Source organism: Bacillus sp. NS1, assembly GCF_058248265.1.
Window position 1 is genome coordinate 486,695 of the sequence record NZ_JBZAZF010000001.1, and the last position, 13,344, is coordinate 500,038.

Genomic DNA, 13,344 nt, shown 5'->3' on the forward strand with positions numbered 1-13,344 from the left:
AGGCACGTTCGCTATAAAGGAGGTTATGTCATGAACCGTCTATTGCTCGCGGGCTGGATCTTTTTTATTCTGCTCTCAGTTTGTACGGAAAGCTTCAGCGGCATGGTCGTATCGCAAACGGTGGCTTTTCATTTTCAGCCGCGCCCTGATCTGTCTCAGTTTTTAGACATGGATTTTACTGAGCTTGCTGTACCTGTAGCGCTTATTCAAAAAATCGGGCATGCGTTTTCCTTCTTTGTGCTGACATATTTGCTGTGGAAACAGCGGGGCAGCATAAAAACAGCTGCAGCCGGCTCATTCGCGTTTGCTTTTATCACAGAAGTTCTTCAGCTCTTCTTCAGCAGGAACGGATGTATTCGGGATGTGCTCATCGATACTGTTGGAATTGTATTGTTTTGTGGTTTATATATGTTGGCGAAGCGGAGAAAACATGAGATGTACGAAAAATATTAAAGCCGGCTGTCTTGGATTCAGACGCCGGCTTATGTCTTTCTAGAAATTTTGATCGGTTGGTTTTTTTGTCAGTTTACTGATGATGACTTCATAGATTCTCACAATCAAATCGACGAATGGGCGAAGCAGATCTGAAAATCTAAAGAATAGGAACCCGATAATGATGGAGACAACGAGGCTGCCCAATACATCTACGGGATAGTGATGCCCCACCCAAATTCTCGAAAAGCCAGTCAAAAGCCCGAAAATGACAAGCGGCCAGCCGATTTTGCGGTTTCTGAAGAGCATCGCAATAGAAATCGCTAACGCACCTGTAGTATGGTCGCTTGGAAATGAAGCATCCGCATCATGCGGAATCAGCGTATGCACTGTGTGCGTAACGAACGGGCGCGGTTCGAAATAAACTTGCGTAATCAAAAAGTTGATCACAAGACCCGCAATTCCTGTAAGGCCCGCATAAAGCACATTTTTTCTGCTTTGCGTGTTCCCGAACAGCCAGATTGCCAATAGGATAAGGGCATAGGCGATAATGGCATATTCCGTTATGAAGACCATAATAGAATCGAGAATCGAATTGTGATGAGATAGTCCATGGATGGCTTTAAAAATTTCGTAATTCAAATAATCACCTTTTACATTTTTAATAATAGACTCATTATACTCATAAAAAGTTTCAAATCAAAAAAGAGTTTGCCAAAATGCTTGACGCTTGAAGAGAATTCGAAGGGGGAACAGTGTTTCTGGGGGTTTTTTCTATGCGCAAAAAAAGAGATCCGGATTCCGAATCTCTTCAAGGCAATTACAGTGCTTCAGGTCCTTCCTCGCCGGTGCGGATATTAATTGTATTGCTGATTTCATAGACGAATATTTTACCGTCACCCGGTGATCCCGTTTTCAGAATCCTTTTAGCGGTCTCAGTCACTTGATCAACAGGAACCTTGCTGACCACGATTTCAATTTTTAAACGTTCATATACATTGCTTTCTATTTTTACCCCTCGATAAAGCTCCGTGTGTGCTTTTTGAAGGCCGCAGCCGTGAACATTAGAGAAGGTCAGAGAGGTGACTCCGATTTTTCCGAGTTCCTGCTTCAGCTTTTCAAAATTTGCCGGACGCGTTACAATTTCCACCTTGAACATTTGACCGCTCATAGCGTCACTCCTCACATAGAATCTTGATATGCTTTTTCCCCGTGCATTGTTAAGTCAAGCCCAAGTGATTCTTCTTCTTCGGTTGCGCGAAGGGGAAGGAAGAGGCCTACAATTTTAATAATAACGAAAGTGACAATAAATACAAAAACATAAGTGGCGGCAATGGCTACAATTTGTTTCCAGATTAAGCTTGCATCCCCGTAGAATAAGCCGTCCGCACCCGCTGAATTAACAGAGGTTGTCGCGAATAATCCTGTTGCGATTCCGCCCCAAGTGCCGCCGATGCCGTGCAGGCCAAAGGCATCGAGCGCATCATCGTATCCGAATTTCTTTTTAAGCGAGAATACGCCCCAGAAACAAACCGCTCCGCCAATGATGCCAATAATAATGGAAGAGAACGGTGTGACAAATCCGGCAGCCGGCGTAATCGCCACAAGCCCGGCGATTGCGCCAGATACCGCTCCGAGCATCGTCGGTTTTTTGTTAATGATCCATTCTACCAAGATCCAGCCGGCAATCCCGGCTGCTGCGGCAGTGTTTGTGTTGATGAAGGCGTACATGGCCACACCATCTAAGGTCAGGGCGCTGCCGACGTTAAAACCGAACCAGCCGAACCAAATCAAAGCCCCTCCTAAGAAGGTGTAAATGAGGTTGTGCGGAGAAGATGCTGTGCCGTCTTTCCGTTTGCCGAGCACAATAGCGAGAACAAGGCCGGCCACACCGGAGGAAATATGAACGACGTTGCCGCCGGCGAAATCAAGCGCGCCAAGCTGGCCGATCCAGCCGCCGCCCCATACCCAGTGCGCAACTGGCGTGTAAACCAAAGAAGCCCATAAAACCGAGAATAAAAGAAAAGCGCCGAATCGCATCCGCTCTGCGAAAGCCCCGGAGATAATGGCTGTAGTCAGAACGGCGAACGTCATTTGGAACATCATAAATAATGAGTGGGGAATGGTATCGCTGTAATCTCCGGGATCAAATCCGACCCCTTTCAGACCAGCCCACTCCAATCCGCCAATAATTGAATTGCCTGGTGCGAAGGCAAGTGTGTATCCGAACAGCACCCAAACGATGGAAACGATGGCAATGGAAGAGAAACTGTGCATTGCAGTGCTCAGCACATTTTTGCTTTTTACCATCCCTCCATAAAACAACGCTAATCCCGGGGTCATCAGCCACACGAGTAAAGCGCAAAAGAACATAAAAACTGTATCGCCCATTTGCATGTCTCATTCCTCCGTATCTTTCAGAATTATTATATTTCTTCATTATAGAGAAAAAAGAATGCTAAAACATTCTCGTGTGAGATTTCCTCACATGGTTTTTTAGGGAATGATATCGAGGGATGTAATGAATGGAAAATGGCGTTTTTACGATACGAGACTTTATATCTATAAAATGAGCTGTCCGTATGAGCAGAAATGAGGATTTACATTTATTAGAATGTTTTATACTGTATTAAGTGTACTAACTCGAATAATACACTAAGGGGAGATTCGTTATGAATAAAGGGGGCAGGCTGAGGAGAGCGGTAAGTAAATCGATTCCGGCGACGTTCCGATTGTTTTTAGCCTTTAATTTTTTCGTGTACGGCCTGGCGAAAGTGGTGATAGGCCAGTTTGGCGAGGTGACGCCTGAAATCGAGGCAGCTGCTGGGAAGGGGTTTACCATTGCGTGGACATTTTTCGGTTATTCTCATGTTTATGAACTGTTTATAGGTTTCGGTGAAATCCTTGCAGCTGTCTTATTACTGATTCCGCGAACATCTGCATTAGGGGCAGTTGTTTTTATGCCGATTATTGTGAACATCGTCTTGATTAACTATTGTTTTAATATTGGCGTGCAGGATCTTAGCACGATATTAATGGTCATGTGTCTCATCCTTCTTTGGGTGGATCGCCGCAAATTCATGGGCATTTTCAGACAGGAGCCGTTAAACGGCGGGCAGGTGATGAAGCGATGACACCCCTTATGATTACAGTGCTTGCCGGTCTGTTCGTATGCACGACCTGTTACTATTACATAAAAGAAAAGTCATGAGAAAAGCGCTCCTTCTGAGAGTTTCACAAGCTAAATAAAAGAACTTAAGCAGAGTGAAGAGTAAAATATGCAATGGGAGAAACACTAACAGCATCAGGAGGAGACGTATGATGAATACACTCAACTTTGATTTTCAAAAAACAGCATTGGTTATCATTGATTTACAGAAGGGAATTGTGCCGATTGATCAAAGCGGACAGGTTGTCCCAAATGCGAAAAAACTCGTAGATGAATTTCGGAAACATAACGGGTTTATCAGCTTTGTGAATGTAGCCTTCCATGACGGAGCGGATGCGCTGAAGCCGCAAACAGATGAGCCTGCGCAGGGAGGTTCAGGAGAAATGCCGGCGGACTGGGCTGAATTTGTGCCGGAAATCGGAGTGCAGGATGGAGATTATACTGTGACAAAACGGCAGTGGGGTGCTTTTTTCGGAACGGATTTAGATTTGCAGCTGAGACGCCGCGGCATTGACATGATTGTATTGTGCGGCATCGCGACGAATATTGGGGTGGAAAGCACAGCGCGCGAGGCATTCCAGCTTGGCTATCAGCAGATTTTTATTACAGATGCCATGTCCACGTTCAGCGAGGAAGAGCATGAAGCCACACTGCGATTTATTTTCCCGAGAATCGGTAAATCGCGGACAACGGAAGAATTTCTTAGACAAGTGAAATGATGATATCGAAAAAAAGCCGTGCTGTTTTTTTAACAGCGGTGGCTTCAGGGACGATGCTGAATCCGCTGAACTCGTCTATGATTTCTCTTGCGCTCCATAGTATTCAGCATGAATTTCACCTGTCGTTTACAACGGTTTCCTGGTTGATTTCCTCGTTTTATCTGGCGAGTGCCGTGGCTCAGCCCGTTACGGGAAAACTCGGTGATTTGATCGGGCGGAAACGCTTGTTTTTATTCGGGCTCATTCTTGTTGCGGTTTCTGCCATCGGGGCACCGTTTGCGCCAACGTTTATGACATTATTGGTCATGAGGCTGTTTCAATCGGTAGGGAGCAGTGCGATTTATCCATCGGGAGTCGGGCTGATTCGGAGTCATATTCATGAGCGGCAGGCATCAGCCTTGGCTGTGCTCTCTATTTTTGCGTCTGCCATGACGGCGCTCGGACCGACTGTCGGCGGTTTTTTGATTGTGTGGGGCGGATGGCCGGCGATCTTTATCGTCAATTTGCCGTTTATTATCCTCAGCTTCTTATTGGGCATGTATATGTTCCCGAAAGACCAGGAAAAAGGGGCAGGAGTCAAAACGATCATTCGGCAGCTCGACATTCTTGGCATTGTTTTATTTGCCGGAGGAATCATTTTGCTTCTATCTTTTCTCCTTTCGTTTAGCACGTCGCCACATCCGGTTGAAGGTGTGCTTGGCGTGCTACTGCTCGGAGGATTTGTCTGGCATGAGCTGAAAACAGATAAGCCATTCATTGATGTCCGTCTGTTTAAAACACAACGAAACCTGTCAGCCGTTTATGTTCAGTTTATTTTACTGAATGTTTTCTTCTATTGTTTATTTTTTGGGCTGCCGAGTTATTTTCAGGATGAAATGCATCTCTCTGTTCAAACGAGCGGTCTGTTTATGTTGTTTATGTCTGGAATGAGCATCGTAGTGTCACCTATTACGGGCAAATGGATCGACCGATCAGGCGTCGTCAAGCCGATCTTTGCAGGTGCGCTTCTGATGACGGCTGGAGCCGTGCTCCTAACCATCTTTTTTATCAACGCACAGGTTATCGGGAAAGGCTTTATCCTGTCAATCTTGGGTATAGGCTACGGACTTGGAAATGTCGCGCTGCAGGCAGCGATGCTGAAAACGAGCCCTTCCAACATGGTAGGAACGACTTCGGGTCTGTTTCAAACCTGCCGTTACTTAGGATCGATTTTGTCTTCGGTGATCCTTGGTCTTCTTTTTGGAAAAGAAATCACGGCAGCTCATTTTGATATGATGGGAATCATCATGATCATAGCGGGCGGAGCAAGCCTGTTAATGGCTGTGAGATTTGCTACATTAATGAAAACTGCATCATGAGAAAAGAGGCAGGCGCTGAGTCTGTCTCTTTTTCTTGTTTAGGGTGTTCAAATAGAAATAGCAAAATTGTATAACATAGCCAATGTTATTGTCTGATTTTTCAGTTATATTAAGTGACATCAAATGTCAGAAAACTGAACATATGACGGAAAAACAGACAATATTGAAAGGGGAGCCGGCTATGAAATTAAAAGAGAGCCAGCATCAATCCAACAGACTGAGCAATGAAGATCTGCTGCCGTTAGGACAGGAGAAACGGACATGGAAAGCAATGAACTTTGCCTCCATTTGGATGGGATGTATACATAATATACCGACTTACGCAACGGTGGGCGGATTAATTGCGATCGGACTTTCTCCTTGGCAGGTGCTGGCGATCATTATTACGGCATCGCTTATCTTGTTTGGCGCTCTGGCCTTAAACGGCCATGCGGGGACAAAATACGGGCTGCCGTTTCCAGTGATCATCCGTGCTTCTTACGGAATATACGGCGCGAATATCCCCGCGCTTCTAAGGGCGTTTACAGCAATCATGTGGCTTGGCATTCAGACCTTTGCAGGAAGCACGGCGCTGAACATTTTGCTTTTGAATATGTGGCCGGGCTGGGGGGGAATTGGCGGTGAGTGGAACATCCTCGGCATTCACTTGTCTGGTTTGCTTTCTTTTGTATTCTTTTGGGCTATTCATTTACTCGTATTGCATCACGGCATGGAATCGATTAAACGCTTTGAGGTATGGGCAGGTCCTTTAGTGTATCTGGTATTTGGCGGCATGGTGTGGTGGGCCGTTGATATTGCCGGGGGATTGGGGCCGATCTATTCTCAGTCAGGAAAGTTCCATACGTTTTCAGAAACGTTCTGGCCGTTTGCTGCCGGAGTTACGGGCATCATTGGCATCTGGGCGACATTAATCTTAAATATACCTGATTTCACACGGTTTGCTGAAACACAAAAGGAGCAAATCAAAGGGCAATTTTACGGTTTGCCGGGAACATTCGCGCTGTTCGCGTTCGCCAGTATTACGGTGACCTCCGGCTCGCAGGTCGCGTTCGGAGAACCGATTTGGGATGTTGTCGATATTTTGGCGAGGTTTGATAACCCATACGTTATTGTATTGTCCGTGATTACGCTCTGCATCGCCACGATCTCTGTAAATGTCGCGGCGAACATCGTATCACCCGCTTATGATATAGCGAATGCCCTGCCGAAATATATTAATTTCAAACGCGGCAGCTTTATCACTGCGTTGCTCGCTTTATTTACGGTTCCGTGGAAGCTGATGGAGAGTGCGACAAGCGTATATGCGTTTCTCGGCTTAATAGGCGGCATGCTTGGTCCGGTGGCAGGCGTGATGATGGCTGATTACTTTATCATTCGCAAACGTGAGCTCTCGATAGATGACTTGTATTCCGAAACAGGGCGGTATGTGTATTGTAATGGCTATAATTACCGTGCGTTCGCAGCCACGATTTTGGGTGCGTTCATCTCGCTGATTGGCATGTATGTTCCTGCATTGAAGGGCTTGTACGATATTTCCTGGTTTGTAGGTGTGCTGATTTCATTTCTTTTCTATATTGTTCTGATGCGTGTGCATCCGCCGGCATCATCGGCGATTGAAACGTTTGAATCTGGGCAGGTTCGCCAAGCTGAATAAGATCTATTTCACGGTATATTTTCATATTTTTGAAATGGTTTTCCATAAATAGAACATTTATAATTGTTTTAGAAATCTATCCTAAAACGAAATGGGAATCGAATATGAGAAAATTGTACTTTCTTCTGTTGGCAGGTGTTTTAACGTCTGTTATCCTCGCTTTCGTTTTTGATAAGACAAAAGCGAATGAGGAAGGGGCTGGAGATTACCTATATGTTTCGCCATATGGCAGTGATCAAAATGAAGGGACAAAAGACAAGCCGTTTCGCACACTGGCACATGCTTCAGAGGAGGCTGCCGCCGGCACAACTGTCATGATTCGGGAAGGCACGTATCATGAAACACTTGTTGTAGAGCACAGCGGTGCGGACGGCAAGCCTATCACATTCCGAAACTATGAAAATGAAAAAGTCGTGATTAGCGGCGAATCCATTGCGGGCGCAGAATATGAAACACCGCTCATTCATATTCACGATAAACACGACATTGCCATCAGCGGTTTAACGATTCAAGATCTTTCTGTTTCATCTGAGGAAGCAACTGCTATGGGGATTTATGTGTCAGGCTCCAGCAGTCATATTGGCATTAAGAATAATCATATCCGCGATATTAAGACAACAGCAGATAAAGGAAATGCCCACGGAATCGCAGTCTATGGGACTGGCAGCATGAAAGATATTCAAATCGAGGACAATACGGTTGAGAATCTGACGCTTGGAGCGAGTGAGGCGGTTGTGCTGAACGGAAATATTGACGGCTTCACCATTGCGGGCAATGTGGTCCGCAACAATAACAATATCGGGATCGATCTAATCGGTTATGAGGGAACCGCGGACAAAAATGATTACGTGCGAAACGGAGTCGTAGAAAACAATACGGTTTATCAAAACTCAACTTTCGGAAACCCTGCTTATGGAGATGATTACTCAGCGGGCGGGATTTATGTCGATGGCGGACACAGCATCGAGATTAAGAAAAATACAGTTTACGATAATGATATTGGGATTGAAGCAACGTCTGAACACAAAGGGAAATATGCAACTGATATTCAGATAACAGACAACAAAGTATACAACAATGCTTACACCGGTATATCAATCGGAGGATACGACAAAAAGCGGGGCGGCACCAGCAATTCTCTGATTGCCCGCAACATTATATACCGGAATGACACAAAGGGGCTGTATGGCGGACAGCTGCTGCTGCAGTACGATACGAAAAACAACACAATTGAAAAGAATATTTTGACGGCCAGTGATTCCAGATTATTTATCGGAAACGATTTTACTGCAAATGAAGGCAATACGGTCAATCATAACGTGTATCATAAGGAAGCGGATCAAGGCGGCATATGGATGTGGAAAAAGAATGAATACGATTCATTTTCGTCGTATCGAAAAGCAACAAATAACGATCCGCAATCTATTTATGCCGATCCGATGTATCGTGATGAAGAGTCCTATGACTTTACGTTAGATCCGGATTCGCCTGCACGGCCGGTCATTGAATAATAGCCATAAGCGGCGTTCTCTTCCGATCAACGGAGCAGGACGCCGTTTTTTATATAAAAAAAGACTGCCGGAAATGCGGCAGTCTAGGAGTTATTCTGCGATAGACACTTTTCCTTCAGCCTCAGCAGGTTTTTTCTGGCTCCATGTGTAGAGAAGCAGAGCAATCAGAACGAACAGCCCCGCTGATAAATAAATGGCAGAGAAGCCGGCAGATGCTACAAACAATCCGAATACATACGACCCTACAGCAATTCCGCTGTCAAAGAAGGTAAAGAACGTGGCTGTTGCAAAACCTGAGCGGTGAGCCGGAGATTTCTGGATCGCCAATGTTTGCATGCAAGGAACGATTGATCCGTATCCAAGCCCGATAACCGCTCCTGAAAGCAGAAGCATCAAGCCGCTATGTGTGAAGGACAGCATACAGAGTCCCACAGAGAAAATCAGGATTGATGGGTAAATGACAATGCCCGGTCCGACTTTGTCGAACAATTTCCCTGTGAACGGGCGTGCAATCATCATTGTCACCGCAAAGCAAACAAAGAAATAGCCGCTGATATCCGAAAGATCAACTGATTTGGCGAATACAGACAGATATGATGTAACGGTTGAATAACAGAAAGAAATAAACAAACCGACCGTAGCAATTTTGAGTGCGCCTTTTTCAAACATATCCGAGAACGCAAAACGGAATACAGTCGTGCCGCTATCTTTACTTTGCGGCACTTTTATCAAGAACGAAACAAGTAAGCCCGCAACCATAAACAGGGCAAAGGCTGTAAAGAATACAGGGAAGCTGACCACTCTCATCAAATTCAGACCAAGGAAAGGCCCGATCGCCATAGCCAGGTTCATAGACATAGCAAAGTATCCAAGCCCTTCACCGCGCCGTTTGGCTGGAATAATATCAGCGGCAATGGCACCTGTAACTGTCGTTAAAATGCTGAACCAAATCCCTTGGAAGAACCGCAATCCGAGCAGCAGGGAAAAGTTATGAATCGGCATATACAGAAAAGATGATAGGGCGAATAACGCCATCGATACAATCGCCATTCTTTTCTTCCCGAAACGCTCAATAATGGCTCCGGAGAATGGCCGAGTAATAATCGCTGACAGAAGGAACAGGCTGATTAAAAGCCCGCCTTGTGATTCTGTGCCGCCAAGCTCTTGAAGCGTATAGATCGGCAATACAGTTAAAAATGTATAAAAGAACACAAACACAAATAAATTGACAAGCAGGACCATAATAAAATCTTTGGTCCAAATTGCATCCGCTTTTTTCAAATGTATGTCACTTCCTTATTTTCATTGTTGTAAAAACATGCGGAATAAATGAGAAAAAGCTTCTTTATCTTCATCCCGGAAATCTGCAAGCAGCTCTTCCTCGAATTTGAGCATTTTCACATTGATTTCTTCGTATTTTTTCTCGGCTTCTTTTGTGAGGACAACAAGTTTTTCCCGTTTGTCTTCACCTTGCCGTCTCTGTACCCAGCCGTTTTCCTCCAGGCGTTTGATCGTCCTTGTCACAGTTGGCGCTTCCACATTTAAATAGGACCAAATCTCTTTTTGAGTCATTGGTCCGATCGTACGCAAACAATATAAAACTGACCATTGAGATGAATAAAGGCCGAATGGCTCCAGCTGTTCATTGGCTTTCTTGGCAATCAGGCGGGCGCTTTGGTTGATTTGATGAATGAGGTGTCTGTTGACGTAGGTCATTTCGGTCTCCTTCTAAAAAACTTACCTAAGTAACTAATTGCTTTTTTCATTTTACAGGAGCGGTGAATGGATGTAAAGATAAAAATTTAGTGACGCGAAATAGTTAGCTAAAGCTGAAAAAGTTCGTTTCACCCCTTGTCCTTATTGAGTTTTTAGCATATTCCCAAAAGAATGCTAATACACTGTTACAAACCTAACAAAGAGAGTGTTTGAGGTGAGGGATCGTGGGCATATTTCACAAACTTACTTTTAAAACCATACAACGAAGAAGCGGCATACTGAACGACTCTTTACAGAATACGGATCTCATTTCACACTTCTCACATCCATTTTAGGGAGGTCGAGTGGTGTGCACGATTACATCAAAGAGCGAACAATCAAGATAGGGAAGTACATCGTGGAGACAAAGAAAACCGTTCGTGTCATTGCGAAGGAATTTGGTGTTTCCAAAAGTACAGTACACAAGGATTTAACAGAGCGTCTGCCTGAAATTAATCCTGACCTGGCAAACGAAGTGAAAGAAATACTCGATTATCATAAATCCATCAGGCATTTAAGAGGAGGAGAAGCGACAAAACTCAAATATAAAAAAGATGAAATTCTCGAAGGAGAGCCTGTTCAGCAATCGTAATTACCAGTTGTTATCAGTTGGCATTGTCTTCTTGAAATCGTTCATAAAACATCCGCAAAAAATTGTAATGAACTTAATGCGCTTCCAACTTTTTTTCTATATTTTATGATAATATATATAATTAGGGCACAATGTGGATATTTACTGTGAAACAGATTTTCAAGGAGGATATAAATAGATGTTTGCAAGGGATATTGGTATTGACCTCGGTACTGCAAATGTACTGATCCATGTTAAAGGTAAAGGAATAGTTCTGAATGAACCTTCCGTAGTTGCACTTGATAAAAACAGCGGCAAAGTGCTGGCGGTTGGCGAAGAGGCAAGACGAATGGTTGGACGTACACCTGGGAATATTGTTGCGATTCGCCCGCTGAAAGACGGAGTTATTGCTGACTTTGAAGTAACAGAAGCAATGCTGAAACATTTTATTAACAAGCTGAATGTAAAAGGCTTGTTCTCAAAACCGCGCATGCTCATTTGCTGCCCGACGAATATTACATCAGTTGAGCAAAAAGCAATCAAAGAAGCCGCAGAAAAAAGCGGCGGTAAACATGTGTACCTGGAAGAAGAACCTAAAGTTGCCGCTATCGGCGCGGGTATGGAAATATTCCAGCCAAGCGGTAACATGGTTGTAGACATCGGAGGCGGGACGACGGATATCGCGGTTATTTCAATGGGCGATATTGTCACCTCCTCTTCTATTAAAATGGCTGGGGACAAGTTTGACATGGAAATCTTAAATTACATCAAACGCGAGTACAAGCTGCTGATTGGCGAACGTACTGCAGAAGATATTAAGATTAAAGTCGCAACGGTTTTCCCAGACGCACGTCACGAAGAAATTTCCATTCGCGGACGGGACATGGTTTCCGGTCTTCCAAGAACAATTACAGTAAACAGTAAAGAAGTTGAAGAAGCCCTTCGTGAATCTGTCGCTGTTATTGTGCAGGCTGCGAAACAAGTGCTTGAAAGAACACCGCCTGAACTTTCTGCTGATATTATTGACCGCGGCGTTATTATTACCGGCGGAGGCGCGCTCTTAAACGGCCTCGACCAGCTGCTTGCTGAAGAGCTGAAGGTACCGGTGCTCGTCGCTGAAAATCCTATGGATTGCGTAGCCATCGGCACAGGTGTCATGCTTGATAATATGGACAAGCTTCCTAAACGCAAACTAAGCTGATTTCACAAACCTCATTCTGAAAAAGAATGGGGTTTTTTTATGAAAAAGTCTTCACGAATGGATGAGATATGACGATAATAGGATAAAATACTGATTTTTATTATAGAACGAACGTTCCTATATGACAACTGAAAAAAATGCCATTTTAGAGGTGGGAAATTTGTTAAAAGGATTATATACAGCAACATCCGCAATGATTGCCCAGCAGCGGAGAACGGAAATGCTTTCAAATAACATTGCAAACGCAAATACATCGGGATATAAAGCAGATCAAGGCTCTATGCGCGCGTTCCCTGAGATGCTGCTCAGCAGAATAGAATCAAAATCTCCGGCCGGAACATCAAGGACGGAAATCGGTTCCGTAAATACCGGTGTGTATATGCAGGAGCTTAAGCCTCTTTTCACACAGGGAAGCCTGAAATCCACAGATCAGCCTACAGACATCACATTGGTCGAAAATCAAGTTCCGGTTAATACGGAAACCAATGAAAACGCGGCTCTTTTTTACCCGGTTCAGACAGCGGATGGAATCCGTTATTCAAAAAGCAGCACTTTTTCACTAAATGAGAATAATCAGCTGACGATCAACGGACGCCCTATTTTATCAACGGATGGCCAGCCGATCACTGTTGATAATGAAAGTTTCTCTGTGTCTGAAAACGGTACTGTGACAACGAACGGACGGACAGCCGGCCAGATTGATGTCAGAATGGCGGAGGATGTCCGCAATCTGAAACGGGACGGCAATGATCTGTACAGCACGGCGGACGGCAATGATCTGCCAAGCGCAGCCGGTAATAACCAGGTATCCTATTCATTAAAACAAGGCGTCTCTGAGCTTTCAAACGTAGATGTGACAAGCGCCTATACGGAAATGACTGAAGCGTACAGATCGTTTGAGGCCAATCAGAAGGTTATTCAGGCTTATGATAAAAGTATGGATAAAGCAGCCAATGAAATCGGAAAAATCTAAG

The 13,344-nt window shown here is 44.6% G+C and carries 15 protein-coding genes; 10 read left to right on the forward strand and 5 right to left on the reverse strand.

Annotated elements, in window-relative coordinates:
- Window positions 1-30: 30 nt before the first annotated feature.
- Complete coding sequence (locus AC4CV5_RS02500) at window positions 31-453, forward strand: VanZ family protein (protein WP_490922032.1); 423 nt, start codon at window positions 31-33, stop codon at window positions 451-453.
- A gap of 39 nt (window positions 454-492) precedes the next feature.
- On the opposite strand, the gene AC4CV5_RS02505 is transcribed toward AC4CV5_RS02500, so the two are convergent.
- The 3 genes from AC4CV5_RS02505 to amtB all read right to left on the reverse strand — a co-directional run bounded on the left by AC4CV5_RS02505 (window position 493) and on the right by amtB (window position 2,829).
- Window positions 493-1,074 carry an undecaprenyl-diphosphatase gene (locus tag AC4CV5_RS02505; protein ID WP_490922033.1) on the reverse strand — a complete coding sequence of 194 codons (582 nt, stop codon included), beginning with the start codon at window positions 1,072-1,074 and terminating at the stop codon, window positions 493-495.
- Window positions 1,075-1,252: 178 nt separating this feature from the next.
- Window positions 1,253-1,603, reverse strand: a complete 351-nt coding sequence (locus AC4CV5_RS02510; protein WP_222142189.1) for a P-II family nitrogen regulator — start codon at window positions 1,601-1,603, stop codon at window positions 1,253-1,255.
- Between the two features lie 11 nt (window positions 1,604-1,614).
- Window positions 1,615-2,829: an ammonium transporter AmtB gene (gene amtB / locus AC4CV5_RS02515; protein ID WP_003235687.1), complete on the reverse strand. Its 1,215-nt coding sequence runs from the start codon at window positions 2,827-2,829 to the stop codon at window positions 1,615-1,617.
- Between the two features lie 275 nt (window positions 2,830-3,104).
- Here amtB and AC4CV5_RS02520 point away from each other — a divergent pair, with 275 nt between their 5' ends.
- From AC4CV5_RS02520 to AC4CV5_RS02540, 5 genes are all read left to right on the forward strand, one after another.
- Window positions 3,105-3,566 carry a hypothetical protein gene (locus AC4CV5_RS02520; protein WP_490922034.1) on the forward strand — a complete coding sequence of 154 codons (462 nt, stop codon included), beginning with the start codon at window positions 3,105-3,107 and terminating at the stop codon, window positions 3,564-3,566.
- 184 nt (window positions 3,567-3,750) lie between these two features.
- A complete protein-coding gene (locus AC4CV5_RS02525; protein ID WP_490922035.1) occupies window positions 3,751-4,320 on the forward strand; it encodes an isochorismatase family protein in 570 nt (189 codons plus the stop codon).
- Window positions 4,320-5,678, forward strand: a complete 1,359-nt coding sequence (locus AC4CV5_RS02530) for an MFS transporter (protein ID WP_490922036.1) — start codon at window positions 4,320-4,322, stop codon at window positions 5,676-5,678. Before AC4CV5_RS02525 ends, AC4CV5_RS02530 begins: the two co-directional genes overlap by 1 nt.
- A gap of 181 nt (window positions 5,679-5,859) precedes the next feature.
- Window positions 5,860-7,332, forward strand: coding sequence for an allantoin permease (gene pucI / locus AC4CV5_RS02535; RefSeq protein ID WP_490922037.1), 1,473 nt, complete (start codon window positions 5,860-5,862; stop codon window positions 7,330-7,332).
- A gap of 104 nt (window positions 7,333-7,436) precedes the next feature.
- A complete protein-coding gene (locus AC4CV5_RS02540) occupies window positions 7,437-8,843 on the forward strand; it encodes a right-handed parallel beta-helix repeat-containing protein (RefSeq protein WP_490922038.1) in 1,407 nt (468 codons plus the stop codon).
- A 90-nt stretch (window positions 8,844-8,933) separates the two neighbouring features.
- On the opposite strand, the gene AC4CV5_RS02545 is transcribed toward AC4CV5_RS02540, so the two are convergent.
- Together AC4CV5_RS02545 and AC4CV5_RS02550 are read right to left on the reverse strand one after the other, a co-directional pair.
- Window positions 8,934-10,124 carry an MFS transporter gene (locus tag AC4CV5_RS02545; RefSeq protein WP_166847385.1) on the reverse strand — a complete coding sequence of 397 codons (1,191 nt, stop codon included), beginning with the start codon at window positions 10,122-10,124 and terminating at the stop codon, window positions 8,934-8,936.
- Window positions 10,125-10,145: 21 nt separating this feature from the next.
- A complete protein-coding gene (locus tag AC4CV5_RS02550) occupies window positions 10,146-10,559 on the reverse strand; it encodes a MarR family winged helix-turn-helix transcriptional regulator (RefSeq protein WP_003235672.1) in 414 nt (137 codons plus the stop codon).
- Window positions 10,560-10,783: 224 nt separating this feature from the next.
- Here AC4CV5_RS02550 and AC4CV5_RS02555 point away from each other — a divergent pair, with 224 nt between their 5' ends.
- The 4 genes from AC4CV5_RS02555 (at window position 10,784) to flhO (ending at window position 13,343) form a co-directional block, all read left to right on the forward strand.
- On the forward strand, window positions 10,784-10,894 hold the full coding sequence (locus AC4CV5_RS02555) for a protein usd (protein ID WP_087992655.1): 111 nt from the start codon (window positions 10,784-10,786) through the stop codon (window positions 10,892-10,894).
- A gap of 14 nt (window positions 10,895-10,908) precedes the next feature.
- On the forward strand, window positions 10,909-11,190 hold the full coding sequence (gene spoIIID, locus AC4CV5_RS02560; protein WP_003221804.1) for a sporulation transcriptional regulator SpoIIID: 282 nt from the start codon (window positions 10,909-10,911) through the stop codon (window positions 11,188-11,190).
- A 178-nt stretch (window positions 11,191-11,368) separates the two neighbouring features.
- Window positions 11,369-12,370, forward strand: coding sequence for a cell shape-determining protein Mbl (gene mbl / locus AC4CV5_RS02565; RefSeq protein WP_003227776.1), 1,002 nt, complete (start codon window positions 11,369-11,371; stop codon window positions 12,368-12,370).
- A 160-nt stretch (window positions 12,371-12,530) separates the two neighbouring features.
- Window positions 12,531-13,343, forward strand: coding sequence for a flagellar hook-basal body complex protein FlhO (gene flhO / locus AC4CV5_RS02570; RefSeq protein ID WP_222142185.1), 813 nt, complete (start codon window positions 12,531-12,533; stop codon window positions 13,341-13,343).
- The last annotated feature ends 1 nt before the right edge of the window (window position 13,344 follow it).

Coding starts and splice junctions, on each gene's coding strand:
- mbl (WP_003227776.1), top strand. CDS start 11,369: ATGTTTGCAAGGGATATTGGTATTGACCTCGGTACTGCAAATGTACTG.
- AC4CV5_RS02525 (WP_490922035.1), top strand. CDS start 3,751: ATGATGAATACACTCAACTTTGATTTTCAAAAAACAGCATTGGTTATC.
- AC4CV5_RS02500 (WP_490922032.1), top strand. CDS start 31: ATGAACCGTCTATTGCTCGCGGGCTGGATCTTTTTTATTCTGCTCTCA.
- AC4CV5_RS02510 (WP_222142189.1), bottom strand. CDS start 1,603: ATGAGCGGTCAAATGTTCAAGGTGGAAATTGTAACGCGTCCGGCAAAT.
- AC4CV5_RS02530 (WP_490922036.1), top strand. CDS start 4,320: ATGATATCGAAAAAAAGCCGTGCTGTTTTTTTAACAGCGGTGGCTTCA.
- pucI (WP_490922037.1), top strand. CDS start 5,860: ATGAAATTAAAAGAGAGCCAGCATCAATCCAACAGACTGAGCAATGAA.
- amtB (WP_003235687.1), bottom strand. CDS start 2,829: ATGCAAATGGGCGATACAGTTTTTATGTTCTTTTGCGCTTTACTCGTG.
- AC4CV5_RS02520 (WP_490922034.1), top strand. CDS start 3,105: ATGAATAAAGGGGGCAGGCTGAGGAGAGCGGTAAGTAAATCGATTCCG.
- AC4CV5_RS02550 (WP_003235672.1), bottom strand. CDS start 10,559: ATGACCTACGTCAACAGACACCTCATTCATCAAATCAACCAAAGCGCC.
- AC4CV5_RS02540 (WP_490922038.1), top strand. CDS start 7,437: ATGAGAAAATTGTACTTTCTTCTGTTGGCAGGTGTTTTAACGTCTGTT.